The organism is Aurantimicrobium sp. MWH-Uga1 (genome assembly GCF_003325955.1).
Lineage (GTDB): Bacteria > Actinomycetota > Actinomycetes > Actinomycetales > Microbacteriaceae > Aurantimicrobium.
In genome coordinates, this window is the sequence record NZ_CP030929.1 from 1,328,577 (window position 1) to 1,352,709 (window position 24,133).

Consider the following 24,133-nt stretch of genomic DNA (forward strand, 5'->3'; position numbering starts at 1 on the left):
CGGAACAAGTATCTAGCTTAGTAGCTTGTTTATTTGCTCTGCGAGTTACGACGGCGACGCATCGCCATAAACACAATGACAAGAGCTAACACAACTGATGCGGCTGCGGTGATACCCAAAACTAGTTGTATTTGAGCTGCAGCAGGATCTTGAACCGATGTGGTGCGCAACATGTCTTCGGTGACTACAGGCTCCTCAACGGGCATGGGGGTTTCAACCGGTGCGGGTTCAATTACAGAACCCTCGACCGAGAAATCAACCTGACCCGAAGCAGGGTGGCCATCGATGGAAACAATGCGGTAAACAGCGGTGTAACTTCCGTTAGGCAAGGCGCCCTGAACAATCGGAACTGTCATCGTTGCCCCTGTTGCGTCAAAGGTTGGAGCACCAAGTTCAAAACCAGTTCCGTCTGAAGCGGTCAACACAACCTCTGGTGGAAAGCTCTGCTCAACAGGTTCAACGAACGTGAATTGCAGTTCACTGACATCAGAAACTACGGCACCGTTTGCGGGGACAGAGAGAAATTCATCACTGTGCGCCGAGGCAACACTGGAGAAACCAAGAACAGCAGCAATACTCAACAGCATGGCGACTAACACTGCGCTAAAACGACGAATCATGACAGTAATCCTTCTCCAATAAATCCTCCCGGCTGGCAGCCTGGCGGTAATGCAAACACAGCTGAGCCTATGGGGATAGTCCAAGTATTCAGTAAGTCTAGGTCAGCCAAGCGTTGCTGCACAGGAACAAACTGGTGACCAATGTCTGCCATGTATGCAGCAAAGAGCAACCCAACGTTCGGTGAACCGTCGGAGTTAATTCCTTCGTCGTAGTTCAGCGGTCGACGAAGGAACTTCTGGGTTGGATCATCGGTTCGGGCACGACGCAGATGAGCAAAAGAAGGAATGACCGGCAAACCATTGTCGGATTTCGCCGCAAGGTTCGGTGGATCAAATTCATTGACTCCTGTCAGGGGGGCTCCGTTTGAGAGTTTGCGTCCGACAGAAAGTTCCTTACTTCCCTCATCCAGCTTGTCCCAGGTATCCAAGTTCATTGCGATACGTCGCAGCACCAGAGATGTACCACCGTCAAACCAACTTGGTTTCCCCTGCGCCCAAACTTGAGCATCAAACTCTTCCGAAGTTCGGGGATTAACTGTTCCATCAACTTGGCCGAAGAGATTTCTTCCCGTTTGTCCGTCAGGTTTTGCGCCTGGGGTAGAAGTAAATCCGCTTTGTGACCAGATAATTGTGGCGAAACTGCGTGCTGTTCTTGTGAGTTGACGGACAGCATGTGAAAGCGTTAGCGGATCATCTGACCCCACCTGAATGACTAAGTCGCCACCGGAATACTCGGACTGAAGCTTGTCAATGGAGAAAGCTGGAAGTTCAGCAAAGCCATGGGGAATCTTGGACTCCAAGCCCAGCTTGGTAAAGAAGCTCGGCCCAAAACCAAACGTTGCAGTTAATCGTGCAGGGTTGAGTGCAAGATAGGGATCGTTATCTGGCAATGCCGGTACGCCCTGCGTAAGCCGTGCAGCATCATCGGTGAGCAGTCTCATCATCCGAATAGCACCCTCACGGTCAGTCGAGGGTTTCAGGTTCCAGCCCAGAAATGTTCCATACGCCTGAGGAGGTGTCTCAATTCCTGCTTGGTGTTTTCCGTAAAACGGAACTTTTTCTTGCCCCAGCTCTCCCGAGGCTGCCCTCTGTGCGGCCTGAGCTTGAGCTACCGTGTATCCCGTTCCCACCCCAACTGCAGCAACTCCGGTGGCAAGCCCGGCGGAAACAAGGAAACCTCGCCGTGACACGGCACGGCGAGGTTCCTGTGTTTCTGATGAAGAAAACTTTGACATGTGTCCTGCTTATCAGAGTCAGCTGAGAGCTAGTGGCTCATTTCCATCGAACCTTCGGCATCTGCTTCAGGGTCGTAGGTTTCATTTGCGTTTGCAATTTCACGAGCAATTGCCTCAATGGGCAGAGTTGTTCCGTTGGAGAATTCAAGCGTCAAGGTAATTGTGCTTCCAACAGGAATGGGCTTGAGGAGATCCCAGTACATCACGTGGTAACCACCTGGCTTGAGAGTTACTGAACCCTTGGCAGGAATAACAATTCCACCCTTGGCTTCTTGCATCACCATGTCGCCAGCATCATTCTTGACAACCTCGTGAACCTCAAGTGGTGATTCCGTCAAACCTTCAGTGGTGTTTGTCGCACCGACAAGAGTGATGTCTTCGTCAGAGGGATTTTCCAAAGTCATGAAGACTCCAGTCATTGCCATGCCGTCCATCAGTTCTGGTACTGCTTTGACCCACACATCGGTTGCGCTGGGGGTGACGGGTTCTGGCGTTGCTGGTGCGCAGCCGACTAAAGCCAAAGCCGCAACGATAATGCTGGCCAGTGAGAGACCGCGCTTGATGGGGAAAGTTGTTGTGCTCACTTGAGTTCCTTTGTGACGGGTGTATTCTACGTAACGTAGAAGATTCATATTATTCTACATAACGTAGAATAAGCAACGTGGGAGAGAGAATGACCCCTTCTCGCAATCGAGGAGAGCTAGAGGCAGCCATCATGGACATCCTCTGGGCCTCTGAAACAGGACTCACTGCTAAAGACGTGCAGGCGAGATTCTCCGAGAATATTCCGGCAATCACAACTTTGATTACCGTACTCGACAGAATGTGCGCCAAAGGCCAAGTTAGTAAATCCGCATCAGGTGGACGTAGTTTCGTGTTCTCTGCGACATCCAACAAAGTCGATCACGTCACTGGACTCATGAAGAACGCTTTGCTCAGTGCTGATGACCACATGGCGGCGTTACTTCATTTCGCCGGGACCCTCTCTGAGGATGATCGAGCGTTCCTGCGTAAAGCAATCGATAATTCCTAACTGAGCATGTCTCTTCAGACAATCGTGATTCTCTTTGGCGTATACGCCATAGTCACGTTGGTAGCTCCGAGAGTGCTTATTGACCCTCAGCTGATGAATAAGCATCCCCGGTTTGTTCTGTTTGCCTGGCTTGCTTCGCTGGGAGTTGCAGGAATTTCCCTCATCCTCGCCCTCGGTGGCTTGGTTAGTCGTGCTCTCGAACAACATGTTGAAGATCCTGACTATGCCCGAATCATTATTCCCATCCTGGATCACGTCTTTGGCTGGATTGCGTTAGCTGCCCTGGGTATCTTGCTCTTTCGCCTCATTGCTGCGGTGGGTGAACTCCGGACTGCTCGAGCAGAATTGTTGTCGCAATGGAGCATGATTTCCACAAGTTCACAACATCACACAATTGATGGCCACAGTGTTCACGTCATAGATGTGCCAGAAAACATATTGATGGCAATCCCATCGGCGCACACCATCGTGGCGAGCACGGGATTGATGCAGGCTCTCTCTCCCAGTGAATTAGCAGCTGCACTCGTTCATGAACAAACACACATCAATGAACATCACCAGGCCATACGTGAAGCTGGAGTCTTAGCAGTAGCAGTGGCACCCGGATTTTCCGCGAGTGCTCGAATGGCTCAGGCAACTCGAATCGCAACGGAGCTTATTGCTGATGATGAAGCAGCAAAAAAGTATGGCCCTGAGGTTGTTTCACATGCCCTCGTGGCTGCCTTTGGTGACTCTGCCCTGATTGAAGAACGCGTAGCACGACTGCGTGCTTAGCACCGTAAATCTCTCGGTGGAACTGTTCCTCTCAGTAGGAAAGAATCGACGGCATCCTTCACACACGAGTTGGACTTGTTATAAGCCGTGTGGCCCTCGCCTACATAGGTGATGAGATGACCACGGTCCAACTGGGCGGCAAGCTCCTGTGCCCAACGATACGGAGTTGCTGGATCTCCCGTTGTCCCAACGACAAGAATGTCCCCGGAGCCTGAAGCTGAGACTTCACCGGGGCCCAACACCGCAGGTGCTGGCCATGAGGCACAGGACTGCTCGCCCCACGCCAAATAAGGGCCAATCACGGGAGCAACTGATTTCAACTTCTCAGCGTTGCGTGCCCACTGGGATTGATCGCTTTCAGTTGGGTAATCAAGGCAGTTGATAGCGATGAAAGCTTCCGTGGAATTATCTCCATAAACACCCGCATCGGAGCGGTTGTAATACCAATCTGCCGCTGCGAATGCAGGATCTGCATCGCCTTCATTTACCGCGGAGAAAATATCGGAAAGATAGCCCCAAGCTTCTTTGTCATAGAGCGGTGCAATGATGGCAGTGACCATGGCATCAGCACCTAGAAGGCGGCCGTCAGAAGCTTCAAGTGGTTTTCTATCAAGCTGTGACAGCAGCTGTGAAATGGTGGTCATCGCCTGGTCGACGGTGCCAGTAAAAGGACAAGATGATTGAGTCACGCAGTCGGCAAGATATGCCCGCAAGGCGGCCTCGAAACCCTGCGCCTGTGTCACGGTGACATCAAAACTGGACGAGGCTGGGTTAAGTGCCCCGTCGAGAACCATGCGCCCGGCATTACCTGGAAAAGTTTCTGCATAAATCGCGCCCAGAAGAGTTCCATAGGAATATCCCAGGTAGTTCAGCTGACGATCACCGACCAGATAGCGCAGCATATCGAGATCACGTGCCGCACTGAGAGTGTCAACATGTCCTAACAGTGCTCCAGTTTTTTCCGCGCAATCCAGGGCAAAAGCTTGTGTTGCCGCGGCCCTCTCAGCAAACCATTCAGGCGATTCGCGAGGAGCATTGATAAAGCCGTAGAGATATTCATCCATTTCGGCATCTGAGTCAACACATGTCACTGGGGTGGATTGACCGACACCTCGAGGATCAAAACCAATCACGTCGTAGTTCTTTTGAACGTCTTTACTCACCGCATAGTCCAGAGAATTTGCAATGAGATCCACGCCCGAAGCGCCCGGTCCTCCAGGGTTCACGAACAGAGAACCGAGGCGGTCGGTGCTGGAGGCAACATGTCGCACCATCGCCAGTTCCAGTGTCTGACCTTGAGGGTTGCTCCAGTCAATAGGCGCCTTAGCAACCGCGCACTCCATCGCTTCGTAGCAGTCCTGCCAAGAGATGTCCTGGTTATAAAACGGCGCATACTCGGTTGGGATACTCTCTGGAGGTAAAGAAGGTTTAGGGACCACCGGCGCAGAGCATGCGGACAACGTCACTGTCAGAGTGGCAACAAGTGCTGTCAGTCGCAGAGAAATTCTCATACGGATACTTCAGATCGCGAAGCACGAATCAGTAACGCCTCCATAGCAAGCGCAGGTGAAACATTAGAGTCAATGCGTTCTCGTGCTTGGGCTATTGCTTCCATAGTTGCCAAGGTGTCCTCGGACGGACGTGCTGCGGCCGCAGCGCGGAGTTCGGTTTCAAACTCAACATTGATGAGATCTTCGTTGACACCCAGTTGGATCCGCAAGACGTCCCGGTAGACCGAGAGCAGGTCCACAAGAATGCGATCCAATCCATCGCGCAAGCTTCGTGTTGCGCGGCGTTTTTGCTGCTCTTCTAAACCTTTGACGTGACTGCGCAGATTTGCTGGAACAGCGTCGCCTTCGGCAATACCCATCGATTTACGCAAGTGCTCGAGTTCTTGAGCATCACGTTCTTCAGTGATTGCTTTGGCGTCATCTGTTGCGATCTCAATCATGCGCGCTGCAGCCATCACTGCCTCACGAACGGTCATCACATTCAATGCCAGACGGACTGTTTCTTCTCGCCTCGCAGCAGCTTCAGGATTGGTGGCTAAGCGGTGAGCCATCCCGATGTGAGATTGTGCGTGCCGGGCAGCTCGCTCTGCAGTCTGAGCATCAACACCATCGCGTGCGGCAATCAATTTCGCCACATCCTCAACACTGGGCACACGCAAACGAACAGAGCGAACCCGCGAACGAATTGTCGGAATCAGGTCGGCTTCACTAGGTGCACACAAAATCCATACTGTGCGCTCAGGTGGTTCCTCAAGTGCCTTCAACAGGACGTTGGAGGTGCGCTCAGCCATTCGATCAGCATCTTCGATCACGATGACGCGATATCTGGAGACCGCTGGTGAATACTGTGAGCTTTGCACCAGTGCGCGAACCTCATCAATAGAGATAATCACACGTTCAGTGGTCAGCGAAGAAAGATCTGGGTGTGTGCGGGCAGCGACTTGAGTGCAATCAGAACAATCACCACATCCCCCCTCGCGACAGAGCAAAGACGCGGCAAACGCATAAGCAAGATTGGAGCGCCCAGAACCCGGAGGGCCTGTCACGAGCCACGAGTGCGTCATCGCAGAATCGTGTGTAGCAGAGCTGGCCAGTTCCGCAAGGGATGCAGCACGGAAAACTTCTATGGCCTCTTGTTGGCCAACGAGGTCATCCCACACTGTCATAGTTCAAGGCTACCGCCAGGAGCTGACAGCACCTGTGCGCTAGCTGAGCTCTTGGCTAACTCGAGTTCGAATAGCCAAGGCTAACTCGCCAATCGGTTGCGTCGCATCGAGTACAAGGAACCTTTTCGGTTCAGCGTGAGCTAAGGCAAGGAAGCCCGCTCGTACTCGGGAGTGAAACTCTGCCTTCTCGCTCTCCAAACGGTCAAAAGGTTTATCTGCAGCATCCAGTCGGGTTTGTGCAACATTCTCGTCCAAATCCAAAAGCACAGTGACGTCCGGCAGCAAACTTTCTGTTGCCCACAACGAGAGGTCCCGAACCTCGGTTGCATCCAAGACTCGTCCAGCGCCTTGATACGCAACAGAGGAATCAAAGTAACGATCTTGAATAACAATTTCACCGCGCTCAAGGGCTGGCCGGACCACTGTTGCGATGTGTTGGGCGCGATCTGCGGCATAGAGCAAGGCTTCAGCTCGAGGATCAATGTGTCCACGATGGTGTAACACGAGGTTGCGAATCTCCACACCAACCTCAGAGCCGCCAGGCTCGCGGGTGCGAACGACAGTGCGACCTTGCTCGGTCAACCACTGAGCTAACAGGCCTGCCTGAGTGGACTTGCCCGAACCGTCTCCGCCTTCAAAGGTGATGAACAACCCGGCCATGAAGCTACTCGCTGGCCTTAGAGGAAATTCCTGATTTACCCAAAGTGGTCGCAGCCTTCTTTGCTCCAGCTTTCTTCACCACGATGGTATCGCCGACCTTCTTTGTGGTCTTCTTCTTGGCGGCAGGCTTCTTTGCAGCAGCCTTCTTGCGTACAACGGGTCCTTTGGCGCGCTTGATTGCGAGAAGTTCAACCGCACGGTCGAAGTCAATTTCTTCGGGAACCTCACCACGAGGAATGGTTGCGTTGGTGGTTCCATCAGTGACATAGGGGCCGAATCGGCCATCCTTGATTTTGATGGGTTTGCCACTTTCTGGGTCTGCATCAAATTCTTTAATGGCACTGGCAGCCTTGCGTGCACCGTACTTGGGCTGCGCAAACAGTTCTAGTGCTCCAGCTAAATCGATGGCAAAGATTTGGTCTTCGTTCTCAAGAGAGCGGGTGTCGGTGCCCTTCTTGAGGTACGCGCCGTAACGACCATTTTGGGAGGTGATGACCTCACCGGATTCAGGGTCAACTCCAACCTCACGAGGAAGGTTGAGCAACTTCAGTGCAGTCTCGAGATCAACCGTTGCAGGGTCCATGCTCTTGAACAGGGACGCTGTGCGAGGCTTGACTACCTCGGCCTTTGCAACTCGCTTTTTCTTTTTGACCTCAACGACCTCACCGGTAGCAGGATCAATTTCTGCTTCATCCAGGGCAACCTCTGGCTCTGGTTCAAGCTCGGTGACATAGGGGCCGAAGCGACCGTCCTTGGAAACAACAGTTTTCCCATTTTCTGGGTTGATTCCCAGTACTCGGTCAGTAACGATGGGAGCATCAATGAGTTCTTGCACCTTTTCAGGAGTGAGCTCATCGGGTGCCAAATCCAGCGGAATGTTCACGATGCGAGGCTTTTCATCCTCGGTGGCATCCGGGTTGGCTACTTCGATGTAGGGACCATATTTACCCACTCGGATTGCTGCACCAGTGTCCCCCACAGGGAACGTGTTGAGCTCGCGAGGATCAATATCGCCGATGTTGTCGAGGATTTCTCGAAGACCGTGGTGGCCAGGCTCACCAAAGTAGAACTTCTTCAACCACTGTGATCCGGTTCCTTCGCCGCCGGCGATCTTGTCGAGGTCCTCTTCCATTTCTGCCGTGAAGGCATAGTCCACAAGATCCGTGTAGTGCTCTTGCATCAGTCGCACGATGGAGAAGGCAACCCAAGCAGGAACAAATGCGGAGCCCTTCGGAGTGACATAACCACGGTCAACAATCAGCCCCAAGATAGATGCATAGGTGGAAGGTCGACCAATACCCAGCTCTTCCAGCTTCTTGACCAAGGTTGCTTCGGTGTAGCGGGGAGGCGGGGTTGTGTCGTGGCCTTTGGCTTCGACCTCCGCGAGGATGAGCTTTTGCCCCTCGGTCATCACCGGAAGCTTTGCTTCTGCTTGAGCATCTTGAGCGTTGCGTTCTTCGTCAGTGCTTTCCTCATACGCATTGAGGAAGCCACGGAAGGTAATGACGGTTCCGCTGGCGGTGAATTCAACACTCTCGCCAGAGGCGGGCGTTGCTTTCACGGTCACAGTTGCAGTCTGCCCCTTAGCATCTGCCATTTGAGATGCCACGGTACGCTTCCAAATCAGGTCGTAGAGCTTCCACTCGTTACCGCGCAAAACGTTTTCAAGCTCTGCCGGGGTTTTGAAGGTTTCACCGGCAGGACGAATCGCTTCGTGTGCTTCTTGAGCGTTCTTGCTTTTACCTGAGTACTGGCGGGGAGCATCTGCTACCTGATCAGCCCCATAGAGGGTGGTGGCTTGGGTACGAGCAGCTGCAATAGCTTGCCCAGATAGTGAAGGAGAATCGGTACGCATGTAGGTGATGTACCCGTTCTCATACAACCCCTGAGCAATGCTCATCGTCTGCTTTGATGAGAACTTCAGTTTGCGCGAGGCTTCCTGCTGCAGCGTCGACGTGGTAAACGGCGCTGAAGGGCGACGCGTGTACGGCTTAGTTTCCAGTCCAGCGACTGTGATTTCCGTGGTGGACTCTCGCAATGCAGCAGCGAGTGCAACTGCAGCTTCTTCACTCAACAGGGAAGCCTTGGTGGTCAGCTCACCGTTGTCATTGAAGTCCTTACCCGAAGCAATTGTGTTTCCACCAATGCGCACAAGTTTGGCTTCAAATTGCGTGCTTGCCTCGGTTGTTGTTCCCAAGGTTGCCAGAAGGTCCCAGTAATTGGCTGAGGTGAACGCCATGCGTTCACGTTCACGGTCAACAACTAGACGCAATGCAACTGTTTGGACTCGACCAGCTGAAGTTCCGGGCCCTACTCGGCGGCGCATCACATCGGACATTTCCCAGCCGTAGAGACGGTCCAGGATTCGACGTGTTTCTTGGGCATCTACGAGCGCTGTGTCGAGCTCTCTAGTGTTTTCTTGAGCCGCCTGAATGGCTTCCTTGGTGATTTCGTGGAACACCATCCGGTGCACAGGAACTTTAGGCTTGAGAACTTCGAGAAGGTGCCACGAGATGGCTTCACCCTCACGGTCTTCATCGGTTGCCAGATATAACTCATCAGCGCTCTTGAGTGCCTTCTTGAGCTCAGCAACAGTCTTCTTACTGTTTTCACTCACGACGTAGTAGGGCTGGAATCCATCTTCCACGTTGACAGCAAACTTACCGAAGGGTCCTTTTTTCATGTCTGCAGGAAGCTCGCTGGGCTTGGGTAGGTCACGGATGTGGCCGACGGATGCGAGCACTTCGTAGTCGTCGCCAAGGTACTTGCCAATGGTCTTGGCTTTTGCTGGTGACTCTACGATGACGAGCTTTTTGGTGCTAGACAAACATTCCTCCGAAAATATGGCGTTCCAAAAGGTCAAGATACACGGCAAATCGGGTTCGTCAATCATCGAAGCATATTTTTAGGTCCTGCTTTTGCTCGAGTTTCGATCAAAAACCCCAACACGGTGACCTTCATGGTCACTCGTGCACTGAGGTTATCGACACTGCAGGTTTCAAAATTGAGTTGATGCTTCTGGGCCAGTCTTTCCGCACGATCACAGGGATATCCCGGGATGCGTCCGGAGGCAGCATCTGCTGCTTCTAATGCCGCCTGGTCGGTAACCGCCTGTGCTCTTTCGTACATAACGAGGGCACTTCCGCATACAAATAAAAAACTTGTCACCGAAATCACTCCACTGACCAAAATGAGGGTTGCAGAACTGCTCGAGCCACGATCAGTGCGCATCAAGAACACACTCTCGAACACGGATCTGGGGAACGATCCATTCCAGTGGACCTGGCCCAATGTTTTGTTGCAGCGTGACACAAATCACATCGCTTTCCGCACTTTGACGAAAAAGTGCTTTGCTATTTGCGCTATGTAGTGCTCGCGACACGAGAGCCCCGTCAACACCGCGAGCGAGTTCTTGTGCTGCTTGACGAGCTAACGAAGCATTACTGAGCTGAGTGCCCAAAGCCGCGATTGCCTGTAGGCAGATTCCTAGTATCAATATGATGACCGGGAGCACCATGGCTAATTCCGCGGTGACGCTACCCTCCGAACGTGAGTGCACGTCGAACCATGTCAGTCAATATTGCTTTGACTTCATCCCCGCGAAGGATGGCCACAAGTAAACCTGCAAACCCCACTGCAGCCATGGTTGCGATCGCGTATTCGGCCGTTGCTGCACCTTCTTCCAGTGTGAGGTTGGCCCAGATTTTCTTCAATTGTTTCTTCATGAGAGTTCTCCTTTCGACACCAAGTAGAGTCCACTCGGTTGCTGTAGAAAAACACCTGTATATAAGAGGTGGAAAATCTCTCTAGTACAAGGTTGTGGAGGAGATAACACTTGCCACCAACGGGAGCACCCCCACAGCAATAAATGCGGGGAGAACGCACACCCCGAGGGGAATCATGAGCTTGACACCTAAACGCTCTATGGCTTCATGTGAGGTGCTTCGTGCACGATCGCGCAACAGTTCTGCGTGAGCATGCAGTAGGTCGCTCAAAGCAACACCTGTTCGTGTTGAAAGCTCCATAAATTCATCACACTGCTCAAGCTCGACATGATCAGTGAGATAGTCATTAGCTATTTCTTGAGCACACTGACGTGCATGCCTCAATGAGGCCCCGGAGCGTAAAGCCATCGCCATTACTTCAGTCGGCATTCCATTAGCCCACGTGGTGTGTTCTGCTGTTGCAACGAGCGAGGCAGACCACGTATGTGCAAGCCACATCAACCCGGCCGCCACAACAAGCAAAAACCAGCCCACAGGTTGAAACAATAAAAAAGCGAGCGGGTTGTAGCCGGCAGCCATCCCTCCCACAATCGCAATGCCCGGCAAAATCATGACCAGTTTGGTCGCAGCTTGTGGCCCTGCAAGTTGGCTTCGAGCTTCGCGAGAATTTCGGGATGCGTGAGCAAGCGCATGCGACAGTGACACAAGTATGTCTTTCAGCGGTGCCCCAAGGTCAATGCCCAATCGCCACACATCTGCGAGGAAAGCCAGCGGTGTAGGTGGTTTATTGGCGAAGAACTCTTCGCGCTCAACCCGAGCATGCATAAGTGCTTGATGGGGGCTCAGCCCCGCGACGAGCAGCATGGCTAACAGTTGTGAGAGTGCAGCGACCTCACCCAAATCGTCACGAGCTGCCGAGGCGGAGCGGCTGAATCTCGAGTGAATGAGAGTTCCGAGCAAATGTGCCCATTTGTGCAATACGTCGACCATGTTCACCTCGCTCCACATGAACAACAAGGTCGACTGCCCCGTGAACCAAGGTTGTGAGCAACGGCTCACTCAAACCAGAGAGGAAACCGAGTGCTCGCAATCGTGTAGGGACATCACTCAATGAGTTGGCGTGTAACGTCATCCCGCCACCAGTGTGGCCTGTGTTCAAGGCGCTAAGCACGGCACCGATTTCACTACCGCGACATTCACCAAGGACAAGCCGGTCTGCCCGCATACGCAAAGCCTGTGGCACAAGCTGTTCGAGGGTTAGACCACCCACGCCTTCATTATTTGCTTGCCTAGCCTCCAAAGTGATGACGTGTGGGTGCCGTATGTGTAATTCAGCCACGTCTTCCAACACGAGAATACGCTGGTGTGGATCGGCATCAGATAAAAGGAGGGCCAACAAAGAGGTCTTCCCTGCACCTGCTGCACCCGTAATTAGAAGTGTCTTTTGTGAGTGCACGGCTGCCTGAAGATACTCATGCTGCTGAAGGCTGAGATAGCCCTGTTCCAGGAGCTTTTTCCACGTTAGGTCGTGGTGACGAGATATACGAATAGAGATTGCTGTTCCGTGAGCGGCGACCGGAGCGAGCACAGTATGAACACGAATACCGCCCTCAAGTCGGACGTCAACACAAGGGTGGGCAATATCTAAGTGACGCCCGCCTCGGTCTATTAGCTCAACAGCGAGCGCTCGGACCTCTTTCTCTGTTGCCTGCCAGCCAGGAACTAGAATGAGGCCCGATCCTTGATCGACCCACATTCCTGCATTACTCGAGATGAGGATGTCAGTGACGAGGGGATTGCGAATCTGGGTATCCAACAGGGCAAACATGGCCTCAAATTAGAGAAAAAATTCATCAGATGAGAATTTTTGGACCAAATTGGGGGTATTTGTACCCCTTTTGCCCCTGTGGAGGACAGGTCATGTGTATCCGAAAGACCTCACACACAGAGGAAGGCGACACCAGTTGGGGGGAACGGTGTCGCCTTCGTGGCGCCAGATTGGGGGAATCGGCGGCGCCACCAGTCAGATACGAAGCTCTGAACAATATGAGTGTAAGGCATTTTTCTGAAAATATTCTGTACCCCGAGTACAAAAAGTAACTTTGTATACAAAGTGTGATTTTGGGGGTAATCTCGTATCAGACTTTGATAGAACTTTGTCACCACCCAATGAAGTGAGGTGCTCAAATGAGCAACAACATTGACAACCTGATGCACGAGGAACGTCGCTTTCCCCCCAGCGCAGAATTTACTGCCCAGGCTGTAGGAAAAGCTGACCTTTACGAGGCGGCCAAGAAAGATCGCCTTGGTTTCTGGGACAAGCAAGCCAAAGAACTGCTTCACTGGCACAAGCCATACACTCGCGTGCTCGACTGGAGCGACGCTCCTGTCGCCAAATGGTTCGAAGATGGTGAGTTGAATGTGGCTTACAACTGTCTAGATCGACACGTTCTCGCCGGTAATGGTGACCGCGTTGCACTCTATGCCGAGGGTGAGCCCGGAGATCAGCGTGTATACACATACAGTGAATTGACCGCTGAAGTAAAGCGGGTTGCAAATGTGTATCTCTCGCTGGGTATCACCGCTGGTGACCGTATCGCGATTTATATGCCCATGATTCCTGAAGCCGTGATCGCCATGCTTGCTTCGGCACGCATTGGCGCGGTTCACACCGTTGTCTTTGGTGGATTTAGCTCCGACAGCCTCCGCAGCCGAATCGATGATGCTGAAGCAAAGCTTGTGGTGACAGCCGACGGCGGGTGGCGCAAAGGTAAAGTATTCCCTCTCAAGCCCACTGTTGATGCAGCACTCGAGGCTCACGGTGGTGGCAGCACAGTCACGAATGTTCTCGTAGTCAAGCGTGGCGAGAACGAGGTTGAGTGGACTGAGGGTCGTGACGTCTGGCTTCACGAGGCTATGGCCGGTGTTGACGCAGAACACGAAGCACAGGGTTTCCCCGCAGAGCACCCACTTTTCATTCTGTATACATCCGGTACAACCGGTAAGCCCAAGGGTATTTTGCACACCACCGGTGGCTACCTCACCCAGGCAGCATTTACCCACAAAAACATCTTCGATCTTCACGAAGAAAAAGATGTTTACTGGTGCACCGCAGATGTGGGCTGGATTACGGGCCACTCCTACGTTGTCTATGGTCCACTCGCTAACGGGGCAACCCAGGTGGTCTACGAAGGAACGCCTGACACACCTCACCCAGGTCGCTGGTGGGAAATCATCGAGAAGTACAAAGTCTCGATTCTCTACACCGCGCCAACTGCAATCCGTTCCTTCATGAAACTTGGGCGGGAAATCCCTGCCAAGTTTGACCTCTCCAGCATCCGTGTACTCGGATCCGTAGGTGAGCCCATTAACCCCGAAGCATGGATTTGGTATCACGACATCATCGGCGGCGGAACAGCGCCGATCGTCGACACCTGGTGGCAGACCGAGACCGGCGCAATCATGATTGCGGCGCTCCCAGGAGTCACCACCCTCAAGCCAGGTTCAGCACAAGTACCCATTCCTGGAGTTGTCATCGACATTCTCGACGAACAGGGTGTTCCTCAGGAGAAGAACTCTGGAGGATTGTTGGTCATCTCAGAACCTTGGCCTTCCATGCTCCGCGGAATTTGGGGAGACCCAGCACGATTCCAGGAAACCTACTGGGAAAAGTTTGGAGATAAGTACTTCGCCGGCGATGGTGCTCGTTACGACTCAGATGGTGACATTTGGCTCTTGGGCCGCGTCGATGACGTGATGAATGTCTCCGGTCACCGTCTCTCCACTGCAGAGATCGAATCTGCACTGGTGGGCAACAACATCGTTGCTGAGGCTGCCGTTGTTGGCGCTGCCGATGAGACAACAGGTCAGGCAGTGGTTGCTTTCGTCATCCTGAAGAAGAGCCACGTCGATGACCAGACTCCAGAGGAAGCAAGCGCCATCCTCCGTAAACACGTTGCGGACCAAATTGGTGCAATTGCTCGCCCTTCAAAGGTGTACATCGTTGAAGAGCTTCCCAAAACTCGTTCTGGCAAGATCATGCGCCGTCTTCTCCAGGACGTCGCTGAAGGTCGCGAGATTGGTGACACCACCACGCTGACAGACACTGGTGTGCTCAGCATCATCAGTGCTCAAGTTCACTAAACGAAGCACGAACACACTGAACCCCAGGCCACAGGCCTGGGGTTCAGTGTTGTTGGTCCAGAACTACGTGAACGAAACGATGATTTCTACTTCAACGGGAGCATCAAGTGGCAAAACAGCGACACCAACCGCTGAACGAGCGTGAATTCCTGCATCTCCGAAGATTTCTCCGAGGACCTCAGATGCACCGTTAATCACACCGGGCTGTCCCGTGAAAGCAGGGTCACTGGCGACAAAGCCCACAACCTTGACCACGCGGGTGACACGGTTAAGGTCACCGAGTACTGACTTAACTGCGGCGAGCGCATTGAGTGCACAGGTGCGTGCATACTCTTTAGCGTCGGAGGCAGGCATGAGGCCGTGGCCTTCACCGACTTTGCCAGTGGCAGGAAGTGCACCAGAGACCATTGGCAACTGGCCTGATGTGAACACCAGGTCACCCTGAATGACCGCCGGAGTGTAGGCAGCAACCGGGGGGACGAGATCAGGGATATCAATGCCGAGCTCAGCAAGGCGGTCGTCAATGTTTGCCATGTTGTGTCCTTCGTTTGTGGCTCGAGTTGAGTCTATTCAGCAAGTGGTCGTTTGAGATAGGCGACAAGTCCGCCTTCAGGTCCAGTCACTATTTGGACGAGTTCCCAGCCCTCAGTTCCCCACGTATTGAGGATGGCAGTGGTGTTGTGAATCAGAAGTGGAGTGGTGGTGTACTCCCATTTTGTGGCGCTCATGGCTCTCCGTTCGGTAGTTTCTCAGAAATCCGGGATAAATTAGAGTCTATGTTTGCCAAGAAGCCCTCGAAGTCAGGACTGGTCGGAGGACTGCTCGCGTTTGTCGGCATGAGTGCCGTTGCGTCAGTACTTATTGCAGCCGCTGTAACCCCCGCTATCGCGGTTACCGGCCTCACCACCAACAGTGCTTTGGGTGTCTTTGACGAGTTGCCCGAATATTTGAAAATTAACCAGCTCGCGGAAAAGACCAGTATCTACGCCAAAGCATCAGATGGTTCTGATGTTCTTCTTGCATCGTTCTACGCCCAGAACCGTGTCACGGTTCCTCTGGATGAAATTTCTCCCTACGTCATTGACGCAGCAATCGCGACCGAGGATCCCCGCTTTTATGAGCACGGTGGCGTTGACCTCATTGGTACCGCTCGTGCAATCCTCTCGAACGCATCCGGTGGGGATGTTCAAGGCGGTTCATCCATCAGCCAGCAGTACGTCAAGAACATTCTGGTTCAGCGTGCTGAGGAGCTCGCAGACCCCGACGCTCGTAAGGCTGCCTACATCGCTGCTACCCAGACCAGCATTGAGCGCAAGCTCAAAGAAATGAAGCTGGCTATCAGCATTGAGTCGAAATACTCGAAAGAGGAAATTCTCAATGGTTATTTGAACATTGCTTCTTTCGGTGGTCGTACTTACGGAATCGAAGCAGCAGCTCAGTACTACTTTGGCGTAAAGGCGAAAGACCTCACACTTGCTCAGGCAGCAAGTTTGATTGCCACGGTAAATAACCCAAACAACCTCCGTATTGACTACGAAGAAAACATTCAGGCAAACACTGACCGTCGAAACTACGTTCTAGAGCGAATGCTTGCCGAAGGCAAGATCACGCAGAAGGAATACGCGGCTGCTGTTGCAGAACCTGTGACCCCTGTCATCACACCACCCAGCACTGGTTGTCAGACTGCTGGTGGAGCTGCATTCTTCTGTGACTACGTCACCTGGGTGATCAAAAACGACAAAGCCTTCGGCGCAACTGAGGATGAGCGTTGGAACAACTTCCAGCGTGGTGGATACAAAATCATGACCACCCTCAACCTGGACGTTCAGGCAGCAACCAATGCTGCTATTGACGAGCGCGTTGCCAAAGTGGTTGATGAAGGAAACATCGCTGCAGCCTCTGTCTCGGTAGAGGTAGGAACAGGACGCATTTTGGCGATGGGTCAAAGCAAGGATTACTCCGCTGATCCTGAGGTGGTTGCAACTGGAGCTAACTACACCTCCGTGAACTACAGCACTGATTCGCGTTACGGAAGCTCCACCGGGTTCCCTGTGGGTTCGACCTACAAGGTCTTCACTCTCACTGAATGGCTGAAGAACGGTCACGGCCTCAACGAAATGGTTGACGGCAAGAACCGTATTTGGACCGGTAAAGAGTTCACCAACAGCTGTGAAGGTGTGGGAGATCTCAACAACTGGAACCTACAAAACTTCGACGGTCGTGGAACTGGTCGTGTCTGGTCTGCTCTGCAGTCTCTGATCAACTCGTGGAACACCAACTTCATGATGATGGCGTCCAAGCTGGACCTGTGCAAGATCCGCAAGACTGCCGAAAGTTTTGGTGTTCACCGCGCTGACCTGAATACACTCACCAGCAACCCCATGGCTGTGTTGGGATCTAACGAAATTGCACCATTGACTATGGCCGTGGCAGCTGCGGGCTTCGCCAACAATGGCAAGGTATGTACCGCAATTGCCATCGATGAAATCACAGACCGCAATGGCAAGAAGGTTGATCCGCCTAAGTCCAAGTGCAACCAGGCTGTTCAACCCAACATCGCCAACACTGTCGCATATGCCATGTCTCGAGTTATCGAAGGATCGGCTCGATGGGCTTCTCCTAACGACGGCGTTCCTTTCATCTCTAAGACCGGTACCTCGGATAACTCCGAGCACAACTGGATGATGGGTACCACCACTAAGGTCTCCACCGTCTCCTGGATTGGTAACGTAACCGGCCACACGAACGTGGGTGAGTATGTCTTCCCTCCTTATGTCTTCGTTCAAGGCATTTGGCGCCAAGTGATGGCAACCGCCAATAGCATTTATGGTGGAGATGCCTTCCCGGCACCAGATCCCAATTTGATGAAGGGTAAGTCTGTTGCCGTCCCAGCAATTGACGGCCTGACCCTCAAGCAAGCTCAAGAACTCATTGAAAGCGTTGGCCTGACCTTCAAAGACGGCGGCGAGATGGACTCTGAGAAGCCCAAGGGAACCGTCGTCAAATCAGATCCACCTTCGGGTGAAAACACCGCTGTGGGTGCTGAAATCACGGTTTACACCAGTAACCAGTCACTTGTAGCTGGCCCTGGAACTACGCTTGGCATGACTCAAGCTGCCGCAACCAGTAGCCTGCAATCTGGTGGTTGGGTTGTCCAAGTTATCTTGGCTCCAAGCCCCACACCAACGCCTTGTCCTAGCACCCCTCCTGTTGACCCCAACAACCCCAATGTGATTCCGGCTCCAGTACAAAGCACCTGTCCTGCACCACCAAGTCCAAATGTGGGCAAGGTCATTGCTCAGGACATAGTGGGTGGTTTTGTGAAACCTGGTGCCACTGTGACAATTACGGTTCAGCAATAGCTCGCTGATGGACAAGTTTGTTCGTGATGCGCTCCTCGGAGTAGGTGTCGCCGCTGCCGGCGCCCTGGTCTGGGGGACGCTCATTGAACGGAACCAGTTCACCCTTCGTGAAGTCGAAGCCAAAGTTCTCGAGCCTGGTGCACAACCTCTTCGTGTTCTTCACATTTCAGATCTGCATCTTGCCCCCTGGCAAAAAGGGAAGATCGAGTGGATCAAGTCATTAGCTGCATTGTCCCCCGATCTTGTAGTGGACACCGGTGACAACCTCGGTCATATCAATGCTCTACCTGCCGTAGAAGAGGCACTGTCTGCCTTCCGGGGCATTCCTGGAGTGTTTGTTAATGGTTCCAACGACTACTTTGCTCCCGAGTTCAAAAATCCTTTCACTTATTTCGCTGGCCCCTCACAGGCGAAGACCCATGCGACTGTGCTGGACACAGCAGGACTGCAGCACTTCCTAACCACCGATTTAGGTTGGGCAAACCTCAACAACAAAGCTGCCTCCATCCAAATCGGTGATCGCCGGTTAGATTTCATGGGTGTTGATGACCCCCACCGCAACTTTGACTCACTTTCTCGCATGGAACGCGCATTAGAAAGCCTGCAGTCGGAAGACATTTTTGAAGAAACTGCACCTGAGCTCACAATCGGTGTGGCACACGCTCCTTATCAACGCATTCTGAACGAGTTCGTTGCCCAGGGTGCTCAAGTGTTGTTTGCTGGCCACACCCACGGAGGTCAGGTTTGCGTTCCAGGATTTGGAGCATTGGTGACAAACTGCGATATCCCTCGTGATCAAGTCAAGGGATTAAGCACTTGGCGCCACGGCGCCCACACAGCGGCTTTGAACGTCTCGGCAGGCCTAGGAACATCCATTTATGCTCCCGTGCGATTTGCGTGCCCTCCTGAGGCTTCTTTAGTCACTCTCAGCCCTAGAGACTAGTTAGGGACGCCCCAGGCTGCTGTAATGGAAGCCTGCGGCTCTCCACCTGTCAGGATCTAAAACATTTCTGGCGTCCACGATCCGTTTGTGAGCCATCAAATCTCCAGCTGCCCGAGGGTCTAATCCAACAAACTCAGGCCACTCAGTGACCAAGACGGCGATATCCGCACCCACCAGAACTTGCTCAAGAGTGTCTGCGACGTTGAGTTCGGGGAATCGCTGCAACGCAGGTCCGTGAGCTTGAGGGTCATAAGCAACAACATCTGCTCCTGCCGCACGTAAACCGTGAGCAACATCCAAAGCTGGCGAGTCACGAACGTCATCTGAGTGGGGCTTGAATGCCAGCCCCAACACTGCCACTCGCAGGCCTACGACATCCCCTCCAGAATCGGCAATAACACGGGCAATAACTCGCTCACGCTGCCGGAGGTTAATGGCATCCACTTCATCTAAGAACGCGACCGAGGATCCTAGGCCGAGTTCATGAGCACGAGCAGAGAAAGCTCTGATGTCCTTGGGCAAACACCCGCCACCAAAGCCCACTCCAGCGTTAAGAAATTTCCTGCCAATCCGCGCGTCAAAACCTATGGCATCTGCAAGCTCGGTGACATTTGCGCCCGTTGCTTCAGCAATCTCGCTCATGGCGTTGATGAAACTAATCTTTGTTGCCAGAAACGCATTAGCTGCGGTTTTGACCAGCTCTGCGGTGGCAAGGTCTGTCTCCACAACCGGCGTTCCAGAGGCAATCGCTTGTGAGTACACATCCCTAAGTGCAACGCGTGCCTGCTGTGCACCAGGGCCCGCTCCATAACCAAAGACCAAACGGTCTGGCGAGAGAGTGTCCTTGATGGCGAAGCCCTCACGTAAAAATTCTGGATTCCAAGCCAGGGTCGCCGAACTGCCTGCTGATAGAAGCTTGAGCGCTAAAGCTTCTGCTGTGCCAACCGGAACGGTGCTCTTTCCCACAATGACATCTGTTGATCCCAGATGAGGAATCAGAGAATCTAAAGCTGCGTGTACATAGCGAAGATCTGCCGCGCCACTGTTCTCACTTTGGGGTGTTCCCACAGCAATGAAGTGCAGCGATGCCTCCTCAACTTCACTGATGTCTGTTGTGAAACGCAGCCGCCCAGAGGCTAAAGATGAGGCAAGTATTTCAGGCAAACCCGGTTCAAAGAAGGGCGGTTTACCGTGAGCAAGTGCATCAATTTTCGCCGAGTCAACATCCACGGCAATAACCTCATGCCCAAGATCGGCCATGGCTGTTGCATGCACTGCACCCAGATAGCCGCAACCGATGACTGAGATGCGCATGGTGAAAAACTAGCTAAAGTCGGGGTCTGGCTCGAAAGAATAGGCAACAGGCCACTGACGACGGCCGGCGTTGAGAACACCGTTGCTCTCGATGAGGTAGCAGTTTCCGCACAAAGGCTCATAAGTGACTGCGACGCCATCAATGGCAAGCTGATCGCCGTCAAAGATAAAGCGGTCGTTATATTTGCGAGCGTTAAAGATTGCTTTTTTACCGCAGCGACAAATGGTCTTCAATTCTTCAATTTCGTGGGCGATTTCTAGCAATCGTCGAGAGCCTGGGAATGCAACCGTTTGGAAGTCTGTACGAATTCCAAAGGCCAATACAGGAACGTCTTCGAGTAAAGCGATGCGCAGAAGATCATCGACTTGAGCTTCGGAAAGGAACTGCGCCTCGTCTACCAGTAAGCAACGGACGTCAGCACCTGTTCGACGGATGACCTCATCACGTTGGTGCTGAAACAACCCATACAGGTCACTGTCTGCACCAATGACAAAATCAGTCCTGCGATTGATGCCCAAACGTGAAAGAACACCCTGATCGCCCTTGATGTCAATTGCGGGCTTACACAACACCACATTGTGTCCACGTTCTTCGTAGTTGTGGGCGGCTTGCAACATCAACGTACTCTTACCGCTGTTCATCGCACCATAACGGAAATAAAGCTTGGCCATTAGGTCAAATATCCATCCTCGGCTGCACGCCGAACCAAATCAGCCCGCCGAGACGCGGGTCTTCCTGCTCTAGCGTACTTCTCACGGACCCGTCTGAGGTACGTTTTGGCCGTCTCAAACTGAACATTCATGGCTTGGGCGACATCTTTAGTTGCTAAACCTTGGCAATACAGCATTAATGCCTGTTCTTCCCCGGCACTCAAACGAGGCTTGAACACCTCTTCGGCGTGTTGATGAGGCTCACCCGGGGCGTTCGAATGCATGGCAGGCATTCCCAGTAACTGGCGCATTGTGGCAGCAATGACACGCATCGACGTTGCTTTATCGAAGTATGCATCAGCTCCAGAAGCGTTGATGCGTTCCTCAAGCTCAGTGCCACCAAGAGCACTGATCACCACGACCTTGGCCCCGGCAGCTTTACACGTGAGCACACGTGCCTCAATAGAGACGTTTTCTGCCAACTGGTAGTCCATCAACACCATATCGGCAGGAAAAGCAGGGTTCCCTAAACACCCCGCCCACGAGGTTTCACTACAAACCACGTCGAAATCTGGAGCGTTTTCAGAAAACCAACTCGTGATGCTTTCGACCAACAGCCCGTGGTCATCCAAAATTGCCAACGTCGCAGGCGCTCTGCGTCCCCCATTACTGTGCATAGTAGAACAACACCTTCACTTCCCCATCTTGTTCAATCATGCGCACATCGTGAAACACGACGTACATCACACGCAGATAAGGGGCGAGTTTGATTCGCAAACGGTAGCTGGCGGCATTTCGTTCGCCATGGTCTTTCCCTAAGACCACGCAGGAAAGTCGACCAGTTACCGGATCTGACCGCAAGGACACGGTGATTGATCGAACTCCGTTATCTCTCAAGCCAGTGATCAAGGCCGAAATGCTTGATTGGGAAGAGAGGTCAAATCGTCCCAACAATTTTTCTGGATCGTGCAGCTCACAGCCAATCCGCTCAACCCAGGTACGAGTGGAGAGGCTGAGAAGCTCTCCACGAATTTCAGCTGAGAGTTGCCGTGCTTTTTCGACGTCCTCCGCATTCACACGACCTGTTTCGAGAAATTCTACGTAAAAATGTTTCACCTCGTCAATGAAAGGTTTTGTGACGTCAACAGTCACGGCACTTTGCGGTTGAGATGGTGGCTGCGTTTGTTCGCTCAAGGTTGCATTCCACGCTCTGAGAACACTGGTAGCTTTCTGGGTGTAGCTGGCCTGGCCTAGGACAACGATGCCGATGAGCGTTATTCCAGACACAGCAAAGTATGCCGGTCCGAACGGGATGTTCAGATTCAGGCTAGTCAAAGCGAGTAGGCCACCAACTGACAGGACTGCGGCCAGACCTGCGTAATACTGATCCGAAAGTGGACGATACCCGCTCGCGCTTGCAAAGAGCAATGCCAGTGCTATTGGCCCCCATTCGAGAAAATATCCTGTGACGTGGGTATCCATTGCCGAGACTTGAAAACAGGCCGCACTGATGGCAAAGAACACCACGATGGCGTAGCTCCACTTGCCATATGGGGCATGACGAGGAGCAGCAAACCAGAGATGCAGCCCAAGTGAAATTGTCATAAACATGACTGCCAAAGCCATCAGTGCGATGTGCGAAACATGCGCCAAAGAGCTAATCGTGGCAAGGACGACGTAAACCCACGTCACGAGAACAATGATGATGGCTGCTTCCCAGCTCGTGGCAGCGGTAAGCGGATCAATTTGTTGCAGGCTTCTGCCTCTATCGCTCATCACTCACCTCCGTTTGGAACTGCATCATGATTGCGGTACCTTGATTTGGATTCGCCCATATTCGAACAGAGCCACCCGCCTTTTCAATACGTTCCCGAACTGAAAGCCTCAGGCCCAACCGGTCTTCAGGGACCGCTTCAACATCAAAACCCACACCACCATCAATAACTGTGATGCTCACGTGCGAGGAAACTCCCAAGAGAACAATTTCGGAGTTCCTCTGACCTGAATGAGCTAACACATTGGCTAAACACTGGGTGAGTGCTGCAGCAACTGCAGAAATCTGATCATCTGTCAGGCTTTCTAAAGAAGCAAGATCCCCACTGAGGTTGATCACGAGTCCGTTTCGCTCCGCTTCAATAAGCGCCTGTGAAACTAAGCTCACGCGTTGATGATTTTCTGAGCCGTTGCCCTGTGCAGCAGTTGTCTGTCGAGTAGTCGCGAGTTCACTCTTTTCCAGACGTGCAAGTTGCGCCTCGATTGATTCACGAACATCCTGCTGAAGCATTCCAGGTTTTGTTTGCGCAATCAGGGCTAGGTTAGCCAGCAACGTGTCATGCAAGTGCGCGGCAATATCTTTAGCAGAGGCAACAACCTCAGCATCCTGTGAAACAAAATCCATGCTCTTATCAAGTGAAGGCTGAATCTTGCTTTGTGAACGCAGCATTCCTGGAGTGAGGGAAACTGCGATTACTACAATCACAAACCCCGCAAACAGCCTCAGATCAAATTCAAAAACACCCCCGGCAATCTGTGCTCCCACAAAAATTGCCACATTCGCCATCAGATATCCCAAGGTTGCCCAGAACAATCTGTCCCGAACACGAGCAGCAACACCGCAGGTAGTAATCAGGGCAAATCCCAGCAGGCTAAATGGCAGAAACTTTGTCGACACCACATCTGGCATCGTTGCGAGCACAGCCCACGTAGCAATGACTAAACAGGTACTTAAGAACACCAAATACAGGGATGCCGAGAAGGGTGACAGCGGTGAAAACATAAGCCACCACAGCACAAAACCAGGAAAGCCGACCAAGAACCCTGCCCACAAAACAGCAGCATTGCCCTCATGCCAGCCAGCGAGCAAAAGTAGAACTTCAGCAAAGATGACTGAGTAGGCCGAGTACACCAAGAACAGGCGTGAGAGTGCCTGAGCAAACAAGACAGGCGCGAGTTTGGCAGGAATACCGATCTGCATTCTCGCTCCCCCTCACACACAT

Annotated in this window: 24 protein-coding genes; 5 read left to right on the forward strand and 19 right to left on the reverse strand. The window is 52.7% G+C overall.

Annotation, left to right across the window (positions count from 1 at the left end; all coding sequences use genetic code 11):
* Positions 1-29: 29 nt before the first annotated feature.
* The 3 genes from AURUGA1_RS06555 to AURUGA1_RS06565 are packed head-to-tail and all read right to left on the reverse strand — an operon-like array spanning position 30 to position 2,439.
* Positions 30-620: a copper resistance protein CopC gene (locus tag AURUGA1_RS06555; protein WP_114129407.1), complete on the reverse strand. Its 591-nt coding sequence runs from the start codon at positions 618-620 to the stop codon at positions 30-32.
* Positions 617-1,855, reverse strand: a complete 1,239-nt coding sequence (locus AURUGA1_RS06560) for a Dyp-type peroxidase (protein ID WP_114129408.1) — start codon at positions 1,853-1,855, stop codon at positions 617-619. Before AURUGA1_RS06560 ends, AURUGA1_RS06555 begins: the two co-directional genes overlap by 4 nt.
* 29 nt (positions 1,856-1,884) lie before the next feature.
* Positions 1,885-2,439: a copper chaperone PCu(A)C gene (locus tag AURUGA1_RS06565; protein ID WP_162784084.1), complete on the reverse strand. Its 555-nt coding sequence runs from the start codon at positions 2,437-2,439 to the stop codon at positions 1,885-1,887.
* Positions 2,440-2,528: 89 nt separating this feature from the next.
* Here AURUGA1_RS06565 and AURUGA1_RS06570 point away from each other — a divergent pair, with 89 nt between their 5' ends.
* Both AURUGA1_RS06570 and AURUGA1_RS06575 read left to right on the forward strand, forming a co-directional pair.
* On the forward strand, positions 2,529-2,888 hold the full coding sequence (locus tag AURUGA1_RS06570) for a BlaI/MecI/CopY family transcriptional regulator (RefSeq protein ID WP_114129410.1): 360 nt from the start codon (positions 2,529-2,531) through the stop codon (positions 2,886-2,888).
* 6 nt (positions 2,889-2,894) lie between these two features.
* Complete coding sequence (locus AURUGA1_RS06575; RefSeq protein WP_114129411.1) at positions 2,895-3,662, forward strand: M48 family metalloprotease; 768 nt, start codon at positions 2,895-2,897, stop codon at positions 3,660-3,662.
* On the opposite strand, the gene AURUGA1_RS06580 is transcribed toward AURUGA1_RS06575, so the two are convergent.
* The 9 genes from AURUGA1_RS06580 to AURUGA1_RS06620 form a co-directional block, all read right to left on the reverse strand.
* Positions 3,659-5,173, reverse strand: coding sequence for an alpha/beta hydrolase (locus tag AURUGA1_RS06580; RefSeq protein ID WP_114129412.1), 1,515 nt, complete (start codon positions 5,171-5,173; stop codon positions 3,659-3,661). The two genes, AURUGA1_RS06575 and AURUGA1_RS06580, sit on opposite strands and share 4 nt — an antisense overlap.
* A complete protein-coding gene (locus AURUGA1_RS06585) occupies positions 5,170-6,339 on the reverse strand; it encodes a DNA polymerase III subunit delta' (protein ID WP_114129413.1) in 1,170 nt (389 codons plus the stop codon). Before AURUGA1_RS06585 ends, AURUGA1_RS06580 begins: the two co-directional genes overlap by 4 nt.
* Before the next feature lie 39 nt (positions 6,340-6,378).
* The gene (gene tmk / locus AURUGA1_RS06590; RefSeq protein ID WP_114129414.1) at positions 6,379-6,999 is read right to left on the reverse strand and encodes a dTMP kinase; all 621 of its coding nucleotides are present in this window, start codon (positions 6,997-6,999) and stop codon (positions 6,379-6,381) included.
* 4 nt (positions 7,000-7,003) lie between these two features.
* Entirely contained in the window at positions 7,004-9,826 is a 2,823-nt protein-coding gene (topA, locus tag AURUGA1_RS06595; protein ID WP_114129415.1) for a type I DNA topoisomerase, read from the reverse strand.
* Between the two features lie 62 nt (positions 9,827-9,888).
* Positions 9,889-10,230, reverse strand: coding sequence for an Rv3654c family TadE-like protein (locus AURUGA1_RS06600; protein ID WP_114129416.1), 342 nt, complete (start codon positions 10,228-10,230; stop codon positions 9,889-9,891).
* Positions 10,220-10,558, reverse strand: coding sequence for a TadE family protein (locus tag AURUGA1_RS06605; protein WP_162784086.1), 339 nt, complete (start codon positions 10,556-10,558; stop codon positions 10,220-10,222). Before AURUGA1_RS06605 ends, AURUGA1_RS06600 begins: the two co-directional genes overlap by 11 nt.
* Positions 10,536-10,724: a DUF4244 domain-containing protein gene (locus AURUGA1_RS06610; protein WP_114129418.1), complete on the reverse strand. Its 189-nt coding sequence runs from the start codon at positions 10,722-10,724 to the stop codon at positions 10,536-10,538. The genes AURUGA1_RS06605 and AURUGA1_RS06610 overlap by 23 nt, the downstream gene beginning before the upstream one ends.
* Before the next feature lie 81 nt (positions 10,725-10,805).
* Entirely contained in the window at positions 10,806-11,732 is a 927-nt protein-coding gene (locus AURUGA1_RS06615) for a hypothetical protein (protein WP_162784087.1), read from the reverse strand.
* Positions 11,629-12,552 (reverse strand): ATPase, T2SS/T4P/T4SS family, encoded by a 924-nt coding sequence (locus AURUGA1_RS06620; RefSeq protein WP_114129420.1) that lies wholly within the window; start codon positions 12,550-12,552, stop codon positions 11,629-11,631. The genes AURUGA1_RS06615 and AURUGA1_RS06620 overlap by 104 nt, the downstream gene beginning before the upstream one ends.
* A 359-nt stretch (positions 12,553-12,911) precedes the next feature.
* On the opposite strand from AURUGA1_RS06620, the gene acs reads away from it, so the two are divergent.
* On the forward strand, positions 12,912-14,867 hold the full coding sequence (acs, locus tag AURUGA1_RS06625) for an acetate--CoA ligase (protein WP_114129421.1): 1,956 nt from the start codon (positions 12,912-12,914) through the stop codon (positions 14,865-14,867).
* A gap of 63 nt (positions 14,868-14,930) precedes the next feature.
* On the opposite strand, the gene AURUGA1_RS06630 is transcribed toward acs, so the two are convergent.
* Together AURUGA1_RS06630 and AURUGA1_RS08115 are read right to left on the reverse strand one after the other, a co-directional pair.
* Positions 14,931-15,401 (reverse strand): RidA family protein, encoded by a 471-nt coding sequence (locus AURUGA1_RS06630; protein ID WP_114129422.1) that lies wholly within the window; start codon positions 15,399-15,401, stop codon positions 14,931-14,933.
* Positions 15,402-15,433: 32 nt separating this feature from the next.
* Positions 15,434-15,595: a hypothetical protein gene (locus AURUGA1_RS08115; RefSeq protein WP_172418207.1), complete on the reverse strand. Its 162-nt coding sequence runs from the start codon at positions 15,593-15,595 to the stop codon at positions 15,434-15,436.
* 48 nt (positions 15,596-15,643) lie between these two features.
* Here AURUGA1_RS08115 and AURUGA1_RS06635 point away from each other — a divergent pair, with 48 nt between their 5' ends.
* Both AURUGA1_RS06635 and AURUGA1_RS06640 read left to right on the forward strand, forming a co-directional pair.
* Positions 15,644-18,229 carry a transglycosylase domain-containing protein gene (locus tag AURUGA1_RS06635; protein WP_114129423.1) on the forward strand — a complete coding sequence of 862 codons (2,586 nt, stop codon included), beginning with the start codon at positions 15,644-15,646 and terminating at the stop codon, positions 18,227-18,229.
* A 7-nt stretch (positions 18,230-18,236) separates the two neighbouring features.
* Positions 18,237-19,172, forward strand: coding sequence for a metallophosphoesterase (locus tag AURUGA1_RS06640; protein ID WP_114129424.1), 936 nt, complete (start codon positions 18,237-18,239; stop codon positions 19,170-19,172).
* Here AURUGA1_RS06640 and AURUGA1_RS06645 read toward each other — a convergent pair whose 3' ends face one another.
* Genes AURUGA1_RS06645 through AURUGA1_RS06665 form a run of 5 tightly spaced genes read right to left on the reverse strand, consistent with a single transcriptional unit; the run spans position 19,173 to position 24,111 of the window.
* Positions 19,173-20,486: a UDP-glucose/GDP-mannose dehydrogenase family protein gene (locus AURUGA1_RS06645; RefSeq protein ID WP_114129425.1), complete on the reverse strand. Its 1,314-nt coding sequence runs from the start codon at positions 20,484-20,486 to the stop codon at positions 19,173-19,175.
* Positions 20,487-20,495: 9 nt separating this feature from the next.
* The gene (locus tag AURUGA1_RS06650; RefSeq protein WP_114129426.1) at positions 20,496-21,158 is read right to left on the reverse strand and encodes a thymidine kinase; all 663 of its coding nucleotides are present in this window, start codon (positions 21,156-21,158) and stop codon (positions 20,496-20,498) included.
* Positions 21,158-21,814: a response regulator transcription factor gene (locus AURUGA1_RS06655; RefSeq protein WP_114129427.1), complete on the reverse strand. Its 657-nt coding sequence runs from the start codon at positions 21,812-21,814 to the stop codon at positions 21,158-21,160. The genes AURUGA1_RS06650 and AURUGA1_RS06655 overlap by 1 nt, the downstream gene beginning before the upstream one ends.
* Positions 21,804-22,913 carry a hypothetical protein gene (locus AURUGA1_RS06660; RefSeq protein WP_114129428.1) on the reverse strand — a complete coding sequence of 370 codons (1,110 nt, stop codon included), beginning with the start codon at positions 22,911-22,913 and terminating at the stop codon, positions 21,804-21,806. Before AURUGA1_RS06660 ends, AURUGA1_RS06655 begins: the two co-directional genes overlap by 11 nt.
* Positions 22,903-24,111 carry a sensor histidine kinase gene (locus tag AURUGA1_RS06665; RefSeq protein ID WP_114129429.1) on the reverse strand — a complete coding sequence of 403 codons (1,209 nt, stop codon included), beginning with the start codon at positions 24,109-24,111 and terminating at the stop codon, positions 22,903-22,905. Before AURUGA1_RS06665 ends, AURUGA1_RS06660 begins: the two co-directional genes overlap by 11 nt.
* Positions 24,112-24,133 lie beyond the last annotated feature (22 nt).

Excerpts from the sequence above, each read along its gene's own strand:
- AURUGA1_RS06555 (WP_114129407.1), bottom strand. The coding sequence starts at position 620 with ATGATTCGTCGTTTTAGCGCAGTGTTAGTCGCCATGCTGTTGAGTATT.
- AURUGA1_RS06560 (WP_114129408.1), bottom strand. The coding sequence starts at position 1,855 with ATGTCAAAGTTTTCTTCATCAGAAACACAGGAACCTCGCCGTGCCGTG.
- AURUGA1_RS06570 (WP_114129410.1), top strand. The coding sequence starts at position 2,529 with ATGACCCCTTCTCGCAATCGAGGAGAGCTAGAGGCAGCCATCATGGAC.
- AURUGA1_RS06575 (WP_114129411.1), top strand. The coding sequence starts at position 2,895 with ATGTCTCTTCAGACAATCGTGATTCTCTTTGGCGTATACGCCATAGTC.
- AURUGA1_RS06580 (WP_114129412.1), bottom strand. The coding sequence starts at position 5,173 with ATGAGAATTTCTCTGCGACTGACAGCACTTGTTGCCACTCTGACAGTG.
- AURUGA1_RS06585 (WP_114129413.1), bottom strand. The coding sequence starts at position 6,339 with ATGACAGTGTGGGATGACCTCGTTGGCCAACAAGAGGCCATAGAAGTT.
- tmk (WP_114129414.1), bottom strand. The coding sequence starts at position 6,999 with ATGGCCGGGTTGTTCATCACCTTTGAAGGCGGAGACGGTTCGGGCAAG.
- AURUGA1_RS06600 (WP_114129416.1), bottom strand. The coding sequence starts at position 10,230 with ATGCGCACTGATCGTGGCTCGAGCAGTTCTGCAACCCTCATTTTGGTC.
- AURUGA1_RS06610 (WP_114129418.1), bottom strand. The coding sequence starts at position 10,724 with ATGAAGAAACAATTGAAGAAAATCTGGGCCAACCTCACACTGGAAGAA.
- AURUGA1_RS06615 (WP_162784087.1), bottom strand. The coding sequence starts at position 11,732 with ATGTGGAGCGAGGTGAACATGGTCGACGTATTGCACAAATGGGCACAT.
- AURUGA1_RS06620 (WP_114129420.1), bottom strand. The coding sequence starts at position 12,552 with ATGTTTGCCCTGTTGGATACCCAGATTCGCAATCCCCTCGTCACTGAC.
- acs (WP_114129421.1), top strand. The coding sequence starts at position 12,912 with ATGAGCAACAACATTGACAACCTGATGCACGAGGAACGTCGCTTTCCC.
- AURUGA1_RS06630 (WP_114129422.1), bottom strand. The coding sequence starts at position 15,401 with ATGGCAAACATTGACGACCGCCTTGCTGAGCTCGGCATTGATATCCCT.
- AURUGA1_RS08115 (WP_172418207.1), bottom strand. The coding sequence starts at position 15,595 with ATGAGCGCCACAAAATGGGAGTACACCACCACTCCACTTCTGATTCAC.
- AURUGA1_RS06635 (WP_114129423.1), top strand. The coding sequence starts at position 15,644 with ATGTTTGCCAAGAAGCCCTCGAAGTCAGGACTGGTCGGAGGACTGCTC.
- AURUGA1_RS06640 (WP_114129424.1), top strand. The coding sequence starts at position 18,237 with ATGGACAAGTTTGTTCGTGATGCGCTCCTCGGAGTAGGTGTCGCCGCT.
- AURUGA1_RS06645 (WP_114129425.1), bottom strand. The coding sequence starts at position 20,486 with ATGCGCATCTCAGTCATCGGTTGCGGCTATCTGGGTGCAGTGCATGCA.
- AURUGA1_RS06650 (WP_114129426.1), bottom strand. The coding sequence starts at position 21,158 with ATGGCCAAGCTTTATTTCCGTTATGGTGCGATGAACAGCGGTAAGAGT.
- AURUGA1_RS06655 (WP_114129427.1), bottom strand. The coding sequence starts at position 21,814 with ATGCACAGTAATGGGGGACGCAGAGCGCCTGCGACGTTGGCAATTTTG.
- AURUGA1_RS06660 (WP_114129428.1), bottom strand. The coding sequence starts at position 22,913 with ATGAGCGATAGAGGCAGAAGCCTGCAACAAATTGATCCGCTTACCGCT.
- AURUGA1_RS06665 (WP_114129429.1), bottom strand. The coding sequence starts at position 24,111 with ATGCAGATCGGTATTCCTGCCAAACTCGCGCCTGTCTTGTTTGCTCAG.